The 19519-nt window shown below is 72.5% G+C and carries 20 protein-coding genes; 7 read left to right on the top strand and 13 right to left on the bottom strand.

From position 1 onward, the window contains the following. Nucleotides 1-65 precede the first annotated feature (65 nt). Nucleotides 66-986 (bottom strand): AEC family transporter, encoded by a 921-nt coding sequence (locus ACH4D3_RS17140; protein WP_398322645.1) that lies wholly within the window; start codon nucleotides 984-986, stop codon nucleotides 66-68. A 149-nt stretch (nucleotides 987-1135) separates the two neighbouring features. Between ACH4D3_RS17140 and ACH4D3_RS17145 the strand changes: the two genes are divergently transcribed. Next, complete coding sequence (locus tag ACH4D3_RS17145) at nucleotides 1136-1507, top strand: STAS domain-containing protein (RefSeq protein WP_398322647.1); 372 nt, start codon at nucleotides 1136-1138, stop codon at nucleotides 1505-1507. Here ACH4D3_RS17145 and ACH4D3_RS17150 read toward each other — a convergent pair. Both ACH4D3_RS17150 and ACH4D3_RS17155 read right to left on the bottom strand, forming a co-directional pair. Continuing rightward, nucleotides 1400-2404, bottom strand: a complete 1005-nt coding sequence (locus ACH4D3_RS17150) for a sigma-70 family RNA polymerase sigma factor (RefSeq protein WP_398322650.1) — start codon at nucleotides 2402-2404, stop codon at nucleotides 1400-1402. The genes ACH4D3_RS17145 and ACH4D3_RS17150 overlap by 108 nt on opposite strands. Nucleotides 2405-2511: 107 nt before the next feature. Next, nucleotides 2512-3849 (bottom strand): MFS transporter, encoded by a 1338-nt coding sequence (locus tag ACH4D3_RS17155; protein WP_398322653.1) that lies wholly within the window; start codon nucleotides 3847-3849, stop codon nucleotides 2512-2514. Between the two features lie 63 nt (nucleotides 3850-3912). On the opposite strand from ACH4D3_RS17155, the gene ACH4D3_RS17160 reads away from it, so the two are divergent. Further along, nucleotides 3913-4866, top strand: coding sequence for a LysR substrate-binding domain-containing protein (locus ACH4D3_RS17160; protein WP_398322656.1), 954 nt, complete (start codon nucleotides 3913-3915; stop codon nucleotides 4864-4866). 23 nt (nucleotides 4867-4889) lie between these two features. Here ACH4D3_RS17160 and ACH4D3_RS17165 read toward each other — a convergent pair whose 3' ends face one another. Next, on the bottom strand, nucleotides 4890-5651 hold the full coding sequence (locus ACH4D3_RS17165; RefSeq protein ID WP_398322659.1) for an alpha/beta hydrolase: 762 nt from the start codon (nucleotides 5649-5651) through the stop codon (nucleotides 4890-4892). A 135-nt stretch (nucleotides 5652-5786) separates the two neighbouring features. Here ACH4D3_RS17165 and ACH4D3_RS17170 point away from each other — a divergent pair, with 135 nt between their 5' ends. After that, complete coding sequence (locus ACH4D3_RS17170; RefSeq protein ID WP_398322662.1) at nucleotides 5787-6977, top strand: adenosine deaminase; 1191 nt, start codon at nucleotides 5787-5789, stop codon at nucleotides 6975-6977. A 140-nt stretch (nucleotides 6978-7117) separates the two neighbouring features. Then, nucleotides 7118-7486, top strand: coding sequence for an ATP-binding protein (locus tag ACH4D3_RS17175; protein WP_398322665.1), 369 nt, complete (start codon nucleotides 7118-7120; stop codon nucleotides 7484-7486). A gap of 87 nt (nucleotides 7487-7573) precedes the next feature. Here the strand turns inward: ACH4D3_RS17175 and ACH4D3_RS17180 are convergent, their stop codons facing one another. The 5 genes from ACH4D3_RS17180 to afsQ1 form a co-directional block, all read right to left on the bottom strand. After that, complete coding sequence (locus ACH4D3_RS17180; protein ID WP_003974070.1) at nucleotides 7574-7777, bottom strand: PspC domain-containing protein; 204 nt, start codon at nucleotides 7775-7777, stop codon at nucleotides 7574-7576. Between the two features lie 95 nt (nucleotides 7778-7872). Next, nucleotides 7873-8424 carry a VanZ family protein gene (locus ACH4D3_RS17185; protein WP_398322668.1) on the bottom strand — a complete coding sequence of 184 codons (552 nt, stop codon included), beginning with the start codon at nucleotides 8422-8424 and terminating at the stop codon, nucleotides 7873-7875. A gap of 126 nt (nucleotides 8425-8550) precedes the next feature. Next, the gene (locus tag ACH4D3_RS17190; protein ID WP_398322671.1) at nucleotides 8551-9162 is read right to left on the bottom strand and encodes a hypothetical protein; all 612 of its coding nucleotides are present in this window, start codon (nucleotides 9160-9162) and stop codon (nucleotides 8551-8553) included. Then, nucleotides 9162-10784: a two-component system sensor histidine kinase AfsQ2 gene (afsQ2, locus tag ACH4D3_RS17195; protein WP_398322674.1), complete on the bottom strand. Its 1623-nt coding sequence runs from the start codon at nucleotides 10782-10784 to the stop codon at nucleotides 9162-9164. Before afsQ2 ends, ACH4D3_RS17190 begins: the two co-directional genes overlap by 1 nt. Continuing rightward, on the bottom strand, nucleotides 10781-11458 hold the full coding sequence (gene afsQ1 / locus ACH4D3_RS17200; RefSeq protein ID WP_003974066.1) for a two-component system response regulator AfsQ1: 678 nt from the start codon (nucleotides 11456-11458) through the stop codon (nucleotides 10781-10783). The genes afsQ2 and afsQ1 overlap by 4 nt, the downstream gene beginning before the upstream one ends. Before the next feature lie 208 nt (nucleotides 11459-11666). Between afsQ1 and ACH4D3_RS17205 the strand changes: the two genes are divergently transcribed. Next, the gene (locus tag ACH4D3_RS17205) at nucleotides 11667-12407 is read left to right on the top strand and encodes a SigE family RNA polymerase sigma factor (protein ID WP_398322677.1); all 741 of its coding nucleotides are present in this window, start codon (nucleotides 11667-11669) and stop codon (nucleotides 12405-12407) included. Nucleotides 12408-12659: 252 nt separating this feature from the next. Here ACH4D3_RS17205 and ACH4D3_RS17210 read toward each other — a convergent pair whose 3' ends face one another. Continuing rightward, a complete protein-coding gene (locus ACH4D3_RS17210) occupies nucleotides 12660-13262 on the bottom strand; it encodes a uridine kinase (RefSeq protein ID WP_398322779.1) in 603 nt (200 codons plus the stop codon). Nucleotides 13263-13454: 192 nt separating this feature from the next. On the opposite strand from ACH4D3_RS17210, the gene ACH4D3_RS17215 reads away from it, so the two are divergent. Both ACH4D3_RS17215 and ACH4D3_RS17220 read left to right on the top strand, forming a co-directional pair. Then, nucleotides 13455-13859, top strand: a complete 405-nt coding sequence (locus ACH4D3_RS17215; protein ID WP_398322680.1) for a hypothetical protein — start codon at nucleotides 13455-13457, stop codon at nucleotides 13857-13859. A gap of 146 nt (nucleotides 13860-14005) precedes the next feature. After that, nucleotides 14006-16126 (top strand): bifunctional serine/threonine-protein kinase/glutamate ABC transporter substrate-binding protein, encoded by a 2121-nt coding sequence (locus ACH4D3_RS17220; RefSeq protein WP_398322683.1) that lies wholly within the window; start codon nucleotides 14006-14008, stop codon nucleotides 16124-16126. Nucleotides 16127-16175: 49 nt separating this feature from the next. Here ACH4D3_RS17220 and ACH4D3_RS17225 read toward each other — a convergent pair whose 3' ends face one another. The 3 genes from ACH4D3_RS17225 to deoC are packed head-to-tail and all read right to left on the bottom strand — an operon-like array spanning nucleotide 16176 to nucleotide 19514. Continuing rightward, nucleotides 16176-17099 carry an aldehyde dehydrogenase family protein gene (locus ACH4D3_RS17225; protein ID WP_398322686.1) on the bottom strand — a complete coding sequence of 308 codons (924 nt, stop codon included), beginning with the start codon at nucleotides 17097-17099 and terminating at the stop codon, nucleotides 16176-16178. Beyond that, nucleotides 17092-18552 (bottom strand): aldehyde dehydrogenase family protein, encoded by a 1461-nt coding sequence (locus ACH4D3_RS17230; RefSeq protein ID WP_398322689.1) that lies wholly within the window; start codon nucleotides 18550-18552, stop codon nucleotides 17092-17094. Before ACH4D3_RS17230 ends, ACH4D3_RS17225 begins: the two co-directional genes overlap by 8 nt. A 5-nt stretch (nucleotides 18553-18557) precedes the next feature. After that, nucleotides 18558-19514, bottom strand: coding sequence for a deoxyribose-phosphate aldolase (deoC, locus tag ACH4D3_RS17235; RefSeq protein ID WP_398322692.1), 957 nt, complete (start codon nucleotides 19512-19514; stop codon nucleotides 18558-18560). Nucleotides 19515-19519: the final 5 nt, after the last annotated feature.

The raw sequence follows: 19519 nt of genomic DNA on the forward strand, positions 1-19519 counted from the left end.
CCCGTTCGGCATGTTGACTGCCCCCATGCGGGAACTGGACACCGCCACGTTGGGCCTACGGTGACTCACCCCAAGACCGCCGCCACCGCCACCAGGACCGGCACCGACACCACCGTCGAGACCAGGATCGCGTCGCGGGCCAGGCGTTCGCCGACCCCGTAGGTCGACGCGTACGTGTACAGGTTCTGCGCGGCGGGCAGTGCCGACGTCACCACCACGTCGAGGAGTTGGGGGCCGCGCAGGCCGAAGACTCCCGACGCCAGCGCCCAGGCCACCGCCGGCTGGCCCACCGCCTTCAGCGCGACCGCGAGCAGCACCGGCCGCCGTTCCACGCCCCGCAGCGGCATCGTGGAGCCGCACAGGCCGATGCCGAAGGCCAGCAGCACCGCGGGGACGGACATGTTGCCGATCAGCGTCACCGGGTCCATGACCGGGTCGGGCACCTCCAGGCCGCTCGCGGCGACCGCGACCCCGGCGAGCGAACCCAGCGCGATCGGATTGCGCAGCGGTGTCAGCAGCCGCCGCCACAGCGTGCCCCCGCCGCCCCCGCGCGACAGGTCCAGGATCGTCACCGCCACCGGCGTCACCAGCACCAGTTGGAACAGCAGCACCGGCGCCACCAGCGAGGCGTCGCCCAGCACGTACACGGCGATCGGGATGCCGAGGTTGCCGGAGTTGACGTAACCGGAGCAGAGCGCGCCGATCGTCGTACGGCCGACGCCCCAGCGGCGTGCGACGCCGACCGCGACGAACGCACCGGCCACCGCCACCGTGGACAGGGCCGTCACCAGCAGCCGGGCGGAGAAGACCACCGAGAGGTCGGCCGTCGCCAGCGTCGTGAACAGCAGGGCGGGGGAGGCCACGTGGAAGGCGAGCTTGGTCAGCACCTCGCGGCCCTGGGGACCGAGATGGCCGCGCAGGCCGAGCACATAGCCGACACCGATGACGACCGCGATCACCGCGAAGCCGGTCAGCACTCCCTGCACGGCACCCCCTGCCGGACGAGGAGGCGGGTGCCGGGCGGCGCGGCGGAGGCGGGACGGGGTATGTGGGGCATACAGCGAACCCTCCGTCGGAGGGCACGCGCAGGTCAATGTGATCCCCGACCGCCCCGGCACCGATGAATTCCCGGCGCATGCCGGGTCTACCGCACGTGGACGCCGTGACACCCGCCGTACTCGTGCTGCCGGGGCCCGTCTCCCGAGGGGAGACGCCCCGGTTCTGCGACGAGGTGCGCGCGCTGCTGGAAAGCACCCGGGCCGGGGTGGTCGTCTGCGACGTCGGCGGTCTCGGGCCGCCGGGGCTCGCCGTGGTCGACCTGCTGGCCAGGCTGGAGCTCACCGCCCGGCGGGCCGGGGGCCGGATCCGGCTGCGCGACCCCGATCCGGCCCTGCACGCCCTACTGGACCTCGTCGGCCTCCGCTTCGAGACGGAGCGGCAGGTCGAACAGCGGGAACCACCGCTTGGTGTCGAGGAAGCAGTGGAACCCGGTGAGGCGGCCGTCTGAGATCTCCAGCACCTGGACCGCCCACGGCGCGAAGCCGCCCGCCTCCGGGTCCGGCTTGTAGTGCGCGAAGGCGGGCAGCCCGTTGGCCTGGACCGGCACCAGCCGGGACCCGGCGCACGCCGCGCCGAGCGTGGTCATGAAACCGGTGATGTCCGCCGGGCCGGCCAGCCACAGGTCGAACGGCGGCATCGTCATGACCGCGTCCTCGTGCAGGAGCGCCGTCAGCGCCGTCATGTCGTAGCCCTCGAAGGCCGCGACATAGCGCTCCAGCAGCTTCTGCTGCTCCTCGTCCAGCGGGTCCGACACCGCCGCGTCGGCCCCCCGGTCCGCCCGCTCGGCGAGCGTCGCGCGGGCCCGCTGCAGCGCGCTGTTGACGGAGGCGACCGAGGTGCCGAGCAGCTCGGCGACCTCGCTCGCCCTCCACGCCAGCACCTCGCGCAGGATCAGCACCGCCCGCTGCTTGGGCGGCAGCTGCTGCAGGGCCGCCATGAAGGCGAGCCGCACGGACTCCTTGGCGACCGCGGCCTCGGCCGGGTCGGCGGTCTGCGGCAGCACACGGGCGTCGGGCATCGGCTCCAGCCAGGTGTGGTCCGGGCGGGGGGACAGGGCGGCCTGGGCGAGCGGCGTCGCCTCCGTCAGGTCCATCGGACGCGCCCGCTTGTTGCCCGCGGTCAGCATGTCCAGGCAGACGTTGGTCGCGATCCGGTACAGCCACGAGCGCAGGCTGGAGCGGCCCTCGAACTTGTCGTAGCTCCGCCAGGCGCGGACCAGCGTGTCCTGCACCGCGTCCTCGGCCTCGAAGGAGGAACCGAGCATCCGGTAGCAGTACCCCGTCAGCTCGGGCCGGTGCTTCTCCAGTGCGGAGTCCAGCTCCGTCGTCACGGTGCCGTTGGTCATCGTCCACCCACCCCTGTGGCGTCCCGTCGTGCGCGTCTTCGCGCCTCGCACTTCGGAAGCTACCGCAGGGGACTGACAATGGCCTGTGCAGTCAAGAAAGGCGCAGGTCAGCGGGGCAGGCTCAGAGCCCTCACCGGCGTGCCCGCGGCCTGGCGGCGGGCCGCCAGCGACCCGGAGACCGTGATCACCACGACGCCCAGCACCGCCAGCACCCCCACCCCGACCGTCCCGGCCCAGCCGCCGGAGTGGAAGGCCACCGCGCCGACCGTGCTGCCCGCGCTGGAGCCCACGTAGTAGGCGGACTGGTAGAGCGCCGAGGCCTGGGCGCGGCCGTGCTGGGCGGTCTTGCCGACCGCCGAGGAGGCGACCGCGTGCCCGGCGAAGAAGCCCGCCGTGATCAGCACCAGGCCGAGGAGGACCAGCGGCAGGGACGGCGCCAGGGACAGCAGCAGACCCGCCGCCGTCGTCCCCGCGCCCAGGTAGAGCGCCCCGCGGCGGCCGAGGCGGCCCACCAGGCGGCCCGCAGCCGAGGCCGAGACCGTGCCGACCAGGTACACCAGGAAGATCGAGCCGATCAGGCCCTGGGGGAGGGAGAACGGCGCCTCGGCCAGGCGGTAGCCGATCACCGTGTAGACGCCGCCGAACACCGTCATGAACAGCGCGCCGATCGCGTACAGGCGGCGCAGCAGCGGGTTGTCGAGGTGGTCGCGCACCGTGCGGACCAGGACCCGCGGGCGCAGCGAGCCCGGCGTGAAGTGCTTCGGCGCGGGCAGCAGCAGCCGGAAGGCGACCGCGCACGCCACCGCGACGAGGCCGATCACCCCGACGGCGACCCGCCAGCCCCACTCCTGGGCGACCCAGCCGGTGATGATCCGGCCGCTCATCCCCCCGACGCTGTTGCCCGCCACGAACAGGCCGATCGCGGTGACCAGCGCCCGCGGCCGCACCTCCTCCGCGAGGTACGCCGTCGCCGAGGCCGGCAGCCCGGCGAGCGCCGCGCCCTGCACCGCCCGCAGCGCGACCAGCGCCGGGAGCGACGGCGCGAAGGGCACCAGCAGCCCGATGGTCACCGCGACCGCCAGCGAGGCCGTCATGACCGTACGCCGTCCGAACCGCTCCGACAGCGCGCTCATCGGCAGTACGAACACCGCGAGGCCGCCGGTCGCGGCGGCCACGGTCCAGCTGGCGTCGCTCGCCGTGCCGCCCAGGTCGCCGGAGATCAGCGGCAGCAGGGCCTGGGTGGAGTAAAGGAGCGCGAAGGTCGCGACGCCCGCCAGGAACAGCGCGAAACTCATCCGGCGGTAGCCGGGGTCGCCCGGTGCCATGCGCGACTCGGTGGAGCCGGTGGAGCCGGTGGAGCCGGTCGAGTCGGTGGAGTCGGGGACCGGGGAGGCGGCGGATGCGGCGTCCACGACCGTGGACGCCCCGGTATCGGCGGGAGTCATGCCCCGAAGGTACGAAGCCCCTTACTCATCCGTCCAATGCATGGAACGGCCATAATCGTTCCCATGGTGCATCAGCAAAGCTCACGGCCCCGCCTGTCACCGTCCGGTGACACAGAAGACATCGTCGCGCTGCTCGCGCCCCGCCTCGCGCACTTCGCCGGCGTGGCCCGCACCGAACACGTCACCCGGGCCGCCCAGGAGATGAACGTCCCCCAGTCGACCCTCTCCCGCGCCCTCGTCCGCCTGGAGGAGGACCTCGGCGTCGACCTGTTCGTCCGCCGCGGCCGCACCCTCGCGCTGACCGTCGCGGGGCGCACCTTCCTCGGCTCCGTGGAGCGGGCCCTCGCCGAGGTCGAGCGGGCCGCCGACGAGGTCCGCGCCGACGCCGACCCGGCCACCGGCAAGGTCGCCTTCGGCTTCCTGCACACCATGGGCGCCGAGACCGTCCCCGGCCTGCTGCACGCCTTCCGCGCCGACCACCCCCGGGTCCGCTTCAGCCTCGTCCAGAACTACGGCGAGGCCATGCTGGAGCGGCTGCGCGCGGGGGAGCTGGACCTGTGCCTGACCTCCCCGGTCCCCGACGCCCCCGACCTGGTCGCCCGCCGCCTCGACGAGCAGAAACGGCGCCTGGTCGTCCCGGCCGACCACGCCCTGGCCGGACGCCGGCGCATCCGCCTCGCCGAGGCCGCCGACGAGATCTTCGTGACCCTGGAGCCCGGCTACGGCCTGCGGCGCATCACCGACGCGCTGTGCAAGGAGGCCGGTTTCCGGCCCAGGGTGGCCTTCGAGGGGGAGGAGGCGGAGACGCTGCGCGGCCTGGTCGCGGCCGGACTCGGCGTCGCCCTGCTGCCGCCGCCCGCCGTGCCCCGCCCCGGCGTGGTCGAACTGACGGTCACCGCGCCGCGCGCCGCCCGCGAGATCGGCGTGGCCTGGCTGGCGGGACGCACGGACACCCCACCCGTGGCGGCGTTCAAGAAGTTCCTGATCTCGCGGCGGGGGAGCCTGCTGCCGACCTGATCCGCCGGCCCCCGGGGCGCGTGCTACCGCCGCAGCGACTTCCCGAACCCCGCCGCCAACGGCATCCGCAGCCCCAGCGGCGGGGGAGCGGCCAGGGCGTCCTCCACCGGGCGCGAGAAGGACTGCCCGAACAGCACGCCCAGCACGAAGTCCTCGGCCAGCGCGGCGACCTCGTCCCGGTACTGCCGCAGCCCGTGGCCGTCGGAGTGCACCTCGAACCGGCACACGCCGCGGTTCGCCTTCTTCGCCCGGGAGGCGAGCCGGAAGGACAACTCCGGGTCGCTGCGCCCGTCGTTGGTGCCGTGCACGATCAGCACCTGCCGCCCGGCGAGCTGCTTCACCGGTTCGGGTGGCGCGGCCACGTCGTCCTCCGGCAGCCAAGGGGCGATCGCCAGCACCGAGTTGACGGCCTCGTGCCCGGCCGCCCGCAACGCCGCCCGGCCGCCCATGCCGGTACCGGCCAGGCAGACGGGTACGTCGCCGTAGCGCCGTACGGCCTCGTCGGCGGCCCACTCGGCGTCCCGGGCGAGGTGCGCCTCGGCGCCGTTCCAGCCGCGGTAGCGGTAGTGCACGACATGCGTGGCCAGGCCCTCCTCCCGGCCCGCGCGCGCCAGCCTGCGCCCCAACGCGCGCACGGACGCGGCCGCGAGCAGCGCGGAGGGCCTGCGGTCGGAGACCTCGTCGCCCTCGGGAAGCAGCAGCACCACACCGCTCACCGCCGTCCCCTCCGGACCGAGCGTCCGCCCCAGCCGGGCCCGACGGACCGGAGTCGCTTGCTGTGCCATGACAGAAGATTCTCAGAAGACCGGGTGTACGGAACCCGTCCGCGCGGTCACCGTTACATATCGGGGAGTCCGTACACCGCATCGGGTCCCGGCGTTCGCCCGGTGTTCTACGCGCGTAGGAGTTAGAGTGCGCAAATGACGAGCCGAAGCACCGAGAAGAGCGCCGCGGCGAACACCGCGGCGGTCGCGAAGACACCGTCGCCGGACCGGATCCGCCGGGCGCCGAAGGTCCTGCTGCACGACCACCTCGACGGCGGTCTGCGGCCGGGCACGGTCGTGGAACTCGCCCGCGAGACGGGCTACGAGGACCTTCCCGAAACCGACGCCGACCTGCTCGGCACCTGGTTCCGGCAGGCCGCCGACTCCGGGTCGCTGGAGCGGTACCTGGAGACCTTCTCCCACACCGTCGGCGTCATGCAGACCCGCGACGCCCTGGTCCGGGTCGCCGCCGAGTGCGCGGAGGACCTCGCCGAGGACGGCGTCGTCTACGCCGAGGTGCGGTACGCGCCCGAGCAGCACCTGGAGAAGGGGCTGACCCTCGAAGAGGTCGTCGAGGCCGTCAACGAGGGCTTCCGGGAGGGCGAGCGGCGCGCCCGGGCCAACGGTCACCGCATCCGGGTCGGCGCCCTGCTGACCGCCATGCGGCACGCCGCCCGCTCCCTGGAGATCGCCGAACTGGCCAACCGCTACCGCGACCTCGGCGTGGTCGGATTCGACATCGCGGGCGCCGAGGCCGGCTACCCGCCCACCCGGCACCTGGACGCCTTCGAGTACCTGAAGCGGGAGAACAACCACTTCACCATCCACGCCGGCGAGGCCTTCGGGCTGCCGTCCATCTGGCAGGCGCTGCAGTGGTGCGGCGCAGACCGGCTCGGGCACGGGGTGCGCATCATCGACGACATCCAGGTCCACGAGGACGGCTCGGTCAAGCTCGGGCGGCTCGCCTCCTACGTCCGGGACAAGCGGATCCCGCTGGAGCTGTGCCCCAGCTCCAACCTCCAGACGGGCGCCGCCGACTCCTACGCCGAGCACCCGATCGGGCTGCTGCGCCGGCTGCACTTCCGGGCCACCGTCAACACCGACAACCGGCTGATGTCCCACACCGGAATGAGCCGGGAATTCGAGCACCTGGTCGAGGCATTCGGCTACACGCTCGACGACATGCAGTGGTTCTCCGTCAATGCGATGAAATCAGCGTTCATTCCTTTCGATGAACGACTGGCCATGATCAATGACGTCATCAAGCCCGGATACGCCGAGTTGAAGTCCGAATGGCTGTTCCAGCAGACGGCTTCGACCAGCGGTTCTTCGGAGTCCGACGGCTGAACGCGGGACGACGGTAATACGGAGACGCGGACGGGCATTCACCATCCGTCCGCATTTCGATGTTTGCCGTCGGGGGTGGGGCGTGTTTACGGTCAAGGACCGCTCACATCCCCGTCACCCCATTACGAGGACGCATCTTCATGAAGCAGTCTGCTGCCAAGACCCTCGGTGTCGCCGCCCTCGGCGCCGCCTTCGCCGCCGCCGGCGCGGGCGCGGCCTCCGCGGCCCCCGAGCTCCCGGACACCGCGCAGACGGTGGACTCCGTCGCCCGCACCCTCCCCGCGGAGACCGTCTCCCAGGTGGCGCCCGGCGCGGGCAACGTGCTGGAGCAGGGCCGCAGGATCTCCCACACCGGTCTGACCGTCGCGCAGCCGGTGGTCGAGCAGGTGGTCGCCGAGCAGCTCGCCGAGGGCCCGACCGAGCCGGTCGCCAAGCTGCTCGGCGGTGTGCCGCTGAAGGGGCTGCCCACCCAGGGCCTGCCGGTCAACGGTCTCCCGCTGGGCGGCTGAGCGCCACCGCCCCCCCGTACGCGCCGATGGGGCGCACCCGGTCGCCGGGTGCGCCCCATCGGTGTACCAGAGGGGGTGGTACGTCTGTCACCAGGCCGTACGGGCGGCCTTCTCCTCGGACGGGAGCAGGATCCACAGGGCCAGGTAGAGCAGGAACTGCGGGCCGGGCAGCAGGCAGGAGACCAGGAAGATCACCCGCATCGTGCCGGCGGAGGTGCCGAAGCGCCGGGCCAGCGCGGCGCACACTCCGCCGATCATGCGGCCGTGGGTGGGGCGGGCGAGGCTGGACATCGCGGCTCCTTCGTGAGCGTGTGGGTGGGGCTGCCCTCCGGCTTCCCCTTCATCTGCCCTCCACGCTACGGAGACGAACCGCGCAAAGCGTCGCTCTACGGGGCGATACCGACCCTGGGAATCGTCGGGGTCCGACCCTGAGCGGGCTCCTCCCGGAGGACGCCCTCCCGGCCGCTCCGCCGGTACCAGCGGCGGATCCGGGCCCGGCCCGCCGGGACGACGGCCAGGTGCACGAGGGCCACACCCACCGTGTTCAGCAGCACCGAGTCGATGTCGACGACCTGACCGGGCACCCCGGTCTGCAGCAGCTCGATGCCCACCGACAGCAGGGCGGCCGCGGCCGTGGTGCGCAGCAGGGACGCCAGCGGCGAGACGTGCAGCCGCCCGCCGGCCACCGGCAGCAGGACGCCGAGCGGGGCCAGCAGGGCCAGTGAGCCGCCCAGCGAACGGGCCGCCGCGCGCCCGCCCAGCGCCAGGTCGGCGCGGATCCCGGCGAACGGCTCCAGGTTGGGCGGCAGTACCCAGGGGACGTCCAGCGGCCGCAGCGCGTACCAGGCGACGAACGCGAGATGTGCGACCAGGAGAACACTTCCTGTCACACGGATGCGGAGCGCGGCGCTGCCGCCGAGGAACCCATGACGCTGCACGTCCCCCTAGACGCGCCCCCCGCCGTGCGTGGTTCCGGGCTCCTCCACGCAAGGGTGAGGCTTGCGCCACATGGCCCCCTCGGGGCCTTCGCGCACCGCGCGCCCCGGGCCGCGCGGTGCGGCCGGTCAGCCGCCCGCGACCTCGTCGACGGGTGGTTCGTTGCTGCCCGGCCGGGCCCGGACCTCGTCCGTGCAGGAGTAGCGGCGGGCGGACCGGTCGGCGGGCCCGGCCAGGATCACCGAGCCGTCGCCCTCGGCCGCGGCGGAGTCGGAGAAGGTGCACACCACCTGCGCGAGCGCGTACGAGGTCAGGTCGTCCGGACCGGTACTCAGCCGCAGCGTGTCCTCGGGGTCCCCGGAACGCGGTCCCGTCACCGTGATCCCGCGCCGCACGTCCGACGTGTAACCGGCCTCCTTCTCCGCGGCCGACGGCTGTGCCGCCAGCTCGTCCAGCAGCCCCTGGGCCACCAGCACGCGCCGCCCCGAGTCCGAGGCGCCGTCCGGCACCCGCACCGTGCGGTCCACGGCCACCAGCGACGAGCCGCACAGCAGGAACACCTGCGCTGGCAGTCCGGGCGTGGTCCGCGTCGACACGTCCGGCTCGGCGAGCGAGCAGCGCACCCGCGACGGCGCGGGACCGTAGTCGGTGGGCACCTCGGTGGCGCGGATGCCGCACCCGGTCAGCAGCACGGCCACTGCCGCGAGCCCGGAGAGGGCCGGCAGACGGCGTACGGTCATCAGACCTGTCCCTTCGCGTCCTTGCCCCGGTCGTCGGTCTCCCCGCCGGCCCCGTCGGCCCCGTCGTCCTCGTCCTCGTCCACGGGCGGCGACGGGTCCTGCGGCAGCCGCAGGGTGAACACCGCACCGCCCTCCGGGGCGTTCTCCGCGGTGATCTCACCGCCGTGGATGTGCGCGTTCTCCAGGGCGATGGACAGACCGAGCCCGCTGCCCTCGGAGCGCGGCCGGGAGGCGCTCGCCTTGTAGAAACGGTCGAAGACGTGCGGCAGGACGTCCTCGGGGATGCCGGGACCGTTGTCCCGGACCCGGATGACGATCTCGTCGTCCGCCCGCGCCACGGACACCCTGACCGGCGACCCGCCGTGCTTGAGCGCGTTGCCGATCAGGTTGGCGAGGATGACGTCCAGACGGCGCGGGTCCAGGCGGGCGTGCACGCCGCGCTCGGCGTCCAGGTCGACGGCGTCCAGCCAGGCCCGGGCGTCGATGCAGGCGGTGATCTGGTCGGCGACGTCGACGTCGTCCAGGACCAGCCGGGCGGTGCCCGCGTCGAAGCGGGTGACCTCCATCAGGTTCTCCACCAGGTCGTTCAGCCGCCGCGTCTCGCTCACCACCAGCCGCACGGCGGGCTCGACCATCGGGTCGAAACTCCCGCCCTCCCCCTCGCCCTCGCCCGCGTACTCCAGCTCCTCCTCCAGCACTTCCGTCACCGCGGTGAGCGCCGTCAGCGGGGTACGCAGCTCATGGCTCATGTCCGCGACGAAACGCCGGGACGCCTGCTCCCGGCCCGCCATGTCCGCGACCCGCTTCTCCAGGTTCTCGGCGGCGCTGTTGAACGTCCGGGACAGGTCGGCCAGTTCGTCGGTGCCGGACACCCGCAGCCGGGTGTCCAGCTTGCCCTCGCCCAGCCGCCGCGCCGCGACCCCGAGCCGGTGCACGGGTTTCAGCACGGTCGTCGCCAGGGCCTGCGCGAGCAGCGCGGAGCCCAGCAGGGCGAGTGCGGTGGCGATCCCCAGCGACCAGGCGAGCGAGTTCAGGTCCTTCGCCTCCGGTTCCAGCGACTTGAGCATGTAGCCGGTCGGCCCGCCGCCGATCACCCTCGTGCCGGCCACCAGGTACGGGGTGCCGTCGTCGGTGATCCGCTGCCAGTACAGGTGGTACGGGTGCTTGTTGGCCGAGGTGACCTTCTGCTCCTTGTTCACCGCCGTGCGCAGCGACTCGGGCACGTCGGACAGCGCGAAGCCGCCCAGGCCGCCGGAACTGCCGTACACGGCGGTGCCGTCGGCGTTCCCGGCGACCAGCAGCACCGAGAACCGCTGGCTGCTGTTGGCCATCTGCCCCGCGGTGTGCTGCACCTCGTCCTGCGTGGGGTGCTCCGGCAGCGCGCCCGCCCGGTTCTGCATCTCCTGCTCGAAGTCCCGCAGCACGGCGTCCTGGGTACGGGTGAGCACCGCCTCCCGGTTCAGCCAGTACGCGATGCCGGACGCGGACACGGCCGCGGTCAGCGCGACCAGGCCGAAGACGAGGACCAGCCTGAGACGCAGGCTGGTGAAGCGCAGCCCGGACCAGAAACCCTTGCGCGCCGCGGCCAGGCCGCGGGTACCCCCCCGGTGTTCCCGTGTCACTGAGGCGGATCCAGCCGGTAGCCGACACCCCGCACGGTACGGATCAGGGTCGGGGACGACGGCACGTCCTCGACCTTGGCGCGCAGCCGCTGCACGCACGCGTCCACCAGCCGGGAGTCGCCGAGGTAGTCGTGCTCCCACACCAGCCGCAGCAACTGCTGCCGGGACAGCGCCTGTCCCGGCCGCCGGCTCAGCTCCAGCAGCAGCCGCAGCTCGGTGGGCGTCAGCTGGAGGTCCTCGCCGTTCTTCGTCACGGTCATCGCCGAACGGTCGATGACCAGACTGCCGAAGCTCGCCGAGTCGGTGGACTCCCGCTCCCCGCGCCGCAGCACGGCCCGGATCCGGGCATCGAGGACCCGGCCCTGGACGGGTTTGACGACGTAGTCGTCGGCGCCCGACTCGAGACCGACGACCACGTCGATGTCGTCGTTGCGCGCGGTCAGCAGGATGATCGGCAGCTGGTCGGTGCGCCGGATGCGACGGCACACCTCGAAACCGTCGATGCCGGGCAGCATCACGTCCAGCACGATCAGGTCCGGCCGCTGCTCGCGCAACAGCTTCAGACCGTCCTCGCCACTGGCAGCGGTGGCCACCCGGTGGCCCTGGCGGGTCAGGGAGAGCTCCAGGGCCGTACGGATGGCGTCGTCGTCCTCGATCAGCAACAGGGAAGGCACGCGCTCATTCTGGCCCATGAGGGGGCCGGTGTTCGACCTGCGGGTGCGGTTGGGGTCCCACGACGCCGCCGGACCCTGTGAAGGAAGGGTGGTGCAGCGGTGACGGACCCCTGTGACAGCTCTGTGACAGTCGGCGGACACGGCCATGAAGTCGCCGGGGGAGGCTTTTCGTCACAGGCAACCGGCAGTCCACGACGGGGGGCGCGAGATGAACACGCTGAAGGGCACCAACACCAGCGCAGTGGTCACGCGGCTGCACGACGTGCACGCACACCGGGGTTCCGAGAAGTCCGGTGCCGTGAGCGGGCGGGGGTGCGCTCGCGGCACCGGGCGTCAGCACACCGCGTACATGACGGTGGTTGACGCGAACACGGGGGAAACGGGGAACACGGGGAAGGCGGGGGACCCGGGGGAGCGCCGTTCCTTGTCGGAGGCGGAGTTCACCGCCTACGTCCAGGAGCGCCGCTCCTCCCTGTACGCGACCGCCTACCACCTCACCGGCGACCGCTTCGAGGCCGAGGACCTGCTGCAGAGCGCGCTGTTCTCGACCTACCGGGCGTGGGACCGGATCAGCGACAAGGCGGCGGTCGGCGGATACCTCCGCCGCACCATGACCAACCTGCACATCAGCGCCTGGCGGCGCCGCAAGCTCAACGAGTACCCGACCGAGGAACTGCCGGAGACGCCCGGCGACATGGACGCGATGCGCGGCACCGAGCTGCGCACCGTCCTGTGGCAGGCGCTCGCCCGGCTGCCCGAACTCCAGCGCACCATGCTGGTCCTGCGCTACTACGAGGGCCGCACGGACCCGGAGATCGCGGACATCCTCGACATCAGCGTCGGCACGGTGAAGTCCAGCATCTGGCGCTCGCTGCGCCGGCTGCGCGAGGACGAGGTCCTCAGCTTCGGCCGTGACCAGGAGGACGCCTTCGGCGAACTGGTCGCCTGAAGGTACGGGCCGGGGGGGGACCGGCCCGAGGGGGCGGGGCCCCGTGAAAAAAGTTTCGAGCCGGGGTGTATCAGGGGGAGGGACCCGGGCTCTTACTCACGGGGAAGCACCACGGGGGAACAACGGGGGACACGGGGGACGGGGATCACGGGGGATCCACGGGGGTGGAAAGGGAGCGGGACTGGAGGGCCGGGGGGTCCATCCAGTCCCGCTTCCGCGTGTGCGGCCGGGTGCCGTGACCCGCGGATTCGTTCAGGCCGTCGTACGGGCGGTGGCGCACCGGCCCGCCGCCGCGGCCGCCAGCCGGCCCATCGCCTCGTCGCGGTCGCAGGCGTGGGCGCCCAGAGCCGTCTGCCGGGCGACGACCGACCGCTCGAGACGCATCAGCCGCCAGCCCCTGCGCAGCAGGAACGGCACGGACTTGCGGCCCTCGCGCAGGTCCCGCAGGAACCGGCGGCGGAAGGTCGTCAGCGGGCCCCGGCTCAGGCACAGTGCGTCGGCCAGCACGCCCAGTTCCCGGCAGCGGTCCACCAGTTCCGCGGCGAAGATGCCCTCGGCCAGGAACAGCGGCGTCCGCCCGATGTCGACCGTCTCCGCGCCGGTGCGGGCGCTCAGCGAGATGTCGTAGACGGGTACGTCGGTACGCCCCGTCCCGCACAGCTCCCGGATGGCGGCGACCGCCGCGTCCGCGTCCCACGACGCCGGGTGGTCCCAGTCGATGTCGGAACTGAGCGGCACCGTCGGCAGCGTCCGGTCGGTGCCCTCCTTGTAGAAGTCGTCGAGGCGCAGCACCGGCAGGCCGGAGTGCGCGGCGAGGAGGGACTTGCCGGAGCCGGAGGGGCCGCAGAGCAGCACGACTCGCGTCGGTATGGGTGGATGGGAGCTCACGGGACACCAGTCTGAGGCATCGAACGGCCGCCGTACGACCCCGCGGGCGGACTTTGCAGCACGCGTCACATCCCGATTGCGCTGTGCGGTGACCTGATCACGGTGCGCGCTGTTATCAGGGCAGTCCGTAGCAATCCACACCAAGAGGTGGCAGTAGCGATGGCCCGACACGCGTCCCCCCGCACCCCGCACGCACAGCGCGCCCTGGTCGCCCTCGCGACCGCCGGGGCCGCCCTGGCAGCAGGAGCGGCGACGGCTTCCGCGGACAGCGGCGAGACCATCGCCGGCCTGGCCCACACCCGCCCCACCTCGCTGGGCAACATCGACCCGCAGGCGGGCCTGGCGGCCGTGACCGGCACCGTCGGCTACGTCACCGGGCCGGTCGCCGACCTCAAGCCCAACCCGCTGGCCGGCACGGGCGTCGACCCGCTGGACAACGGCGTCGGCACCAAGGTCGCCGACTTCCAGCCGCTCACGTCCACGGCCCTGACCGGCCCGGTCGCCCAGGCCCAGTCGCTGGGCAGCGTGCCGGTGGTGGGGCAGGTGACGGAGCTGCTGCGCTGACGCGTTCTGCGCACGCCGGGCCGCGACCCCTCCGAGCCGGGGGTCGCGGCCCGTTTCCGTCGCGGTGGTCCGGCCTGCCCGTTCGTCGCGGGGGCCGTCTAATCTGTGGTGACTCACGTTTCGCGCAAGTGGTGCTAGGGGGCCGAGTGCACAACGACGACGGAATCAACGGGGCCGGCGGCGGAGCCGACGGGCATCCCGAGGATCGTCCCCCCATCCCCCACAGCGTGATCGAGGGCCGCTACGAGCTGCTGGAGCCCATCGGCAGCGGCGGCATGGGTGAGGTCTGGAAGGCCCACGACCGGCGGCTGCGCCGGCTGGTCGCCGTGAAGGGGCTCCTCGACCGCAGGGCGATGACCCCGGACACGCAGAAGGACGCGATGCAGCGGGCCCGCCGTGAGGCGGAGGCCCTGGCCAAGATCGAGCACCAGAACGTGGTGACGGTCCACGACCAGATCGAGACCGCCGACCAGGTCTGGATCGTGATGAAGCTGCTGGAAGGGCAGTCGCTGGCCGACCTGCTGAGCCGCGACCGGGTCCTCGGCGTGCCCAGGGCCGCGGAGATCGGCCTCCAGATGGCCCAGGGCCTGCGGGCGGTCCACGAGGCGTCGGTGCTGCACCGCGACGTCAAGCCGGGCAACGTCCTGGTGCGGGACGGCGGCCAGGTGGTGCTGGTGGACTTCGGCATCGCCACCTTCGAGGGCGCGGACCGGGTCACCCGGTACGGCGGAGTCATCGGCACGCCTCCCTACCTGGCGCCCGAGCTGTTCGCCCCCGTCGCTCCGGGCCCCACGCCCGCCTCCGACCTGTGGGCGCTGGGCGTCACGCTGTACGAGATGGTCGAGGGACGTCTGCCCTTCGCCGGCAACGAGGTCTGGGAGGTGCAGGCGAACATCCAGCAGTCGCCCGACCCCGTCCTGCGCTACGCCGGACCCCTCGGCCCCGTCATCCAGGCGCTGTTGGTCACGGACCCCGAGCGTCGGCCGGACGCGGCGTCGGCGGAGGAGATGCTCCGGGAAGTCCTCGCGGACCCCGGCACGCCGACCCCCGCGCGGGCCTCCACCCCCGCACACCCGCCCACGGCCCGGCCCACGCCGCCCACGGCCGGGTCGACGCCGCCGCCCTCACGGCCCACGCCCGCGGTGGCCGCAGCGGAGCCCGCCGCGTCCTCCGCGCCCGCCGCGCCCGCCGTGCCCGCGGCGCCTGCCGCGTCCTCCGCCGGAGCCGGAGTCGAAGCCGGAGGCGACGCCGGGTCCGTCCCGCCCGGGGCCGTTCCCTCCGGTGCCGTCCCCTCCGAACCGCCGGTGGCGTCGCGCGCGGGGCGCGGCCGGTTCCGGGGCTGGAAGGTGGCGGCGGCCGCGGCGTGTGTCGTCCTGCTCGCCGGTGGCGGCTGGCTGGTCTCGCGGGGCGACTCCGGGGGCAGGCAGGACGACGCCTCCGGGCAGCAGGAGGCGGGTGGCGCCGGGAGCGACGCGGAGCAGGCGTGGGAGCAGTGGAAGAGCGCCAGGAAGAGGCTGACGATCGGTGCCAAGGAGGATCAGCCCGGGCTGAGCTTCTACAACAAGGACACCGGCGTGTGGAGCGGGTTCGACGTGGACATCGCCTATGCCCTCGCCGACAGACTGGGCTACGACAAGGAGCAGGTGGACTTCTACGGGGTGACCACGGCCAACCGGGCGAGCAAGCTGAGGAACGGGGAAGTGGACCTGGTCGTCGCCTCGTACAGCATGACGCCCGAGCGTGAGAAGCAGGACGGCATCACTTTCGTCGGGCCCTACTACAAGGCGGGCAGCAGCCTCCTCGTCCGCAAGAAGTCCGCGAAGTACGACCTCGACGAAGCCGTCGACGTGAAGCGGAACCACGTCGAGGTGTGCACGGCGCGGGACTCCACGTACGCGGACCGGCTGAAGGACGACGGCTACACCACGGGGCAGTGGCAGCCCGACACCTACAAGGAGTGCGTGGAACGACTCCTGGACAAGCGGTCGAGCGTGTACGCGGTCGCCTCGGACGACGTCCTTCTCGCCGGGTACGCACAGAACGACCCGGCGCATCTGAAGCTGCTGCCCAGCGGCGCGGGCACGGAGCCCTACGGGGTGGCGTTGCGGAAGGACGACCCGCTCCTGAAGGGCAAGGTGTGCTCGGGGCTCCGGGAGATCCTGGCCGGCAGGGAGTGGGCGGAGATGTACATGAAGGACCTGTCCCCGCTGACGGGGCGGAAGACCGCACCGAGCCGGCCCGAGCTGAGGCAGTGCTCGGCCCAGTGAAGACCGCGGCTCCTCCGGACGGGGAGGAGCCGCGGCCCGTCGGCGTCGGTCAGTAGGACGAGCCCGACGCGCCCAGCGCGCCCGTCGGGTGCCAGACCGTCTTCGTCTCCAGGAACGCCGTCATGCGGTCCGTGCCGGGGGTCGCGGACCAGTCCGCGTTCGCGTCGTCCACAGGCTGTGGACGCAGGACGCGCTTGAGGTTGTCCGCCGCCGCGATCTCCAGCTCCTTCGCCAGCTCCTCGTCGGCACCCGCGAGGTCGATCGCGTTGACGTCCTGGTGGGCGGCGAGCGGGGCGGCGATCTCCGCCGTGCGGCCGGAGAGGATGTTGACCACACCGCCGGGGAGGTCGGACGTGGCCAGGACCTCCCCCAGGGAGAGGGCGGGGAGGGGGGACTTCTCCGAGGCCACCACGACCGCCGTGTTGCCCGTCGCGATGACCGGGGCGATCACCGAGACCAGGCCCAGGAAGGACGACTTCTGCGGGGCCAGGACGGCCACGACGCCGGTCGGCTCCGGGGCGGAGAGGTTGAAGAAGGGGCCCGCGACCGGGTTGCCGCCGCCGACCACCTGGGCGATCTTGTCGGTCCAGCCCGCGTACCAGACCCAGCGGTCGATCGCGGCGTCCACCTGCGCCGCCGCCTTCGACTTCGACAGGCCCTCGGCGTCGGCGACCTCCGCGACGTACTGACCGCGGCGGCCCTCCAGCATCTCGGCGACGCGGTAGAGGATCTGCCCGCGGTTGTAGGCCGTCGCGCCGGACCAGCCGCCGAACGCCTTGCGCGCGGCGACCACCGCGTCACGGGCGTCCTTGCGGGAGGCGAGGGGGGCGTTGGCCAGCCAGTTGCTCTTGCCCGCCGCGTCAGCGGCCGATGTCTGCGTGGTCACCTCGTACACCCGGCCGCTCTCGGAACGCGGGAACTTCCCGCCGACGTACAGCTTGTAGGTCTTCAGCACGCTGAGTCGCTCAGACATCGAGGTACGCCTCCAGGCCGTGGCGGCCGCCCTCGCGGCCGAAGCCCGACTCCTTGTAGCCGCCGAACGGCGACGTCGGGTCGAACTTGTTGAACGTGTTGGACCAGATCACACCGGCACGGAGCTTGTTCGCGACCGCCAGGATGCGCGAGCCCTTCTCCGTCCAGATGCCCGCCGACAGGCCGTACGGCGTGTTGTTGGCCTTGGCGACCGCCTCGTCCGGCGTGCGGAAGGTGAGGACGGACAGGACCGGGCCGAAGATCTCGTCGCGGGCGACGGTGTGCGCCTGGGTGACGTTCGTGAAGAGCGTCGGGGCGAACCAGTAGCCGGAGGAGGGCAGTTCGCAGTCCGGGGACCAGCGCTCGGCGCCCTCCGCCTCGCCCTGGTCGGCGAGGGCGGTGATACGGGCCAGCTGCTCGGCGGAGTTGATCGCGCCGATGTCCGTGTTCTTGTCCAGGGGGTCGCCCAGGCGGAGGGTGGTGAGCCTGCGCTTCAGGGAGTCCAGGAGCTCGTCGTGGATCGACTCCTGGACCAGCAGGCGGCTGCCCGCGCAGCAGACCTGGCCCTGGTTGAAGAAGATGCCGTTGACGATGCCCTCTACGGCCTGGTCGATCGGGGCGTCGTCGAAGACGATGTTGGCGCCCTTGCCGCCCAGTTCGAGCGTGAGCTTCTTGCGGGTGCCCGCGACCGTGCGCGCGATCTGCTTGCCGACCGCCGTGGAGCCCGTGAAGGCGACCTTGTTCACGTCGGGGTGCGCGGTGAGCGCCGCCCCGGCGCGGCCGTCGCCGGTGATGATGTTGACGACGCCCCTGGGCAGCCCGGCCTGGCGGCAGATGTCCGCGAAGAACAGGGCGGAGAGGGGAGTCGTCTCGGCGGGCTTCAGGACCACCGTGTTGCCAGTGGCCAGGGCCGGGGCGATCTTCCACGCCAGCATCAGGAGCGGGAAGTTCCAGGGGATGACCTGGCCCGCCACGCCCAGGGGGCGGGGGTCGGCGCCGTAGCCCGCGTGGTCCAGCTTGTCGGCCCAGCCCGCGTAGTAGAAGAAGTGCGCGGCGACCAGGGGGAGGTCCGCGTCGCGGGTCTCCTTGATCGGCTTGCCGTTGTCGAGGGTCTCCAGGACGGCCAGTTCCCGGCTGCGTTCCTGGATGATGCGGGCGATGCGGAAGAGGTACTTCGCACGCTCCGCGCCGGGCAGCGCCGACCACTTCTCGAAGGCCTTGCGGGCGGCCTTCACGGCGCGGTCGACGTCCGCCTCGCCGGCCTCGGCGACCTCGGAGAGGACCTCCTCGGTGGCGGGAGAGACCGTCTTGAAGACCTTGCCGTCGGCCGCCTCGGTGAACTCGCCGTCGATGAACAGGCCGTAGGACGGGGCGATGTCGACGATCGCGCGGGACTCGGGGGCCGGGGCGTATTCGAACGCGGGTGTGGGTGCGGGTGAAGATGCGGGTGCCATGGGGATCAGTCCACCGTCACGTAGTCGGGGCCGGAGTAACGGCCTGTGGCCAGCTTCTGGCGCTGCATCAGCAGGTCGTTCAGCAGCGAGGAGGCGCCGAAGCGGAACCAGTGGTTGTCCAGCCAGTCCTCGCCCGCGGTCTCGTTGACCAGGACCAGGAACTTGATCGCGTCCTTCGCGGTGCGGATGCCGCCGGCCGGCTTCACGCCCACCTGGACGCCGGTCTGGGCGCGGAAGTCGCGGACCGCCTCCAGCATGAGGAGCGTGTTGGCGGGTGTCGCGTTGACCGCCACCTTGCCGGTCGAGGTCTTGATGAAGTCCGCGCCCGCCAGCATGCCGAGCCAACTGGCGCGGCGGATGTTGTCGTACGTCGACAGCTCGCCGGTCTCGAAGATGACCTTCAGACGGGCGGCCGTGCCGCAGGCCTCGCGTACGGCGGTGATCTCGTCGTACACCTTCATGTAGTGCCCGGCGAGGAACGCGCCGCGGTCGATGACCATGTCGACCTCGTCCGCGCCCGCCGCCACGGCCTCGCGCACGTCGGCCAGCTTGACGGCCAGCGAGGCGCGGCCCGCCGGGAACGCCGTGGCGACCGAGGCGACCTTCACGCCGGAGCCGGCGACGGCCTCCTTGGCGGTGGGCACCATGTCGGGGTAGACGCAGACGGCCGCCGTCGCCGGGGCCGTGCGGTCGGTCGGGTCGGGGCGGACCGCCTTCGCGCCGAGCGCCCGGACCTTGCCCGGGGTGTCCGCGCCTTCCAGCGTCGTCAGGTCGACCATCGAGATGGCCAGGTCGAGGGCGTACGCCTTCGCGGTGGTCTTGATGGAACGGGTGCCGAGGGAGGCGGCGCGCGCCTCCAGACCGACGGTGTCGACGCCGGGCAGTCCGTGGAGGAAGCGGCGCAGGGTGCTGTCGGACGCGGTGACGTCCGTGAGGGCGGAGGGCGGTTCAGTGGTGGGCATGGTCA

Origin of the sequence: Streptomyces sp. NPDC018026 (assembly GCF_044327745.1) — a bacterium.
Taxonomy (GTDB): domain Bacteria; phylum Actinomycetota; class Actinomycetes; order Streptomycetales; family Streptomycetaceae; genus Streptomyces; species Streptomyces rubrogriseus.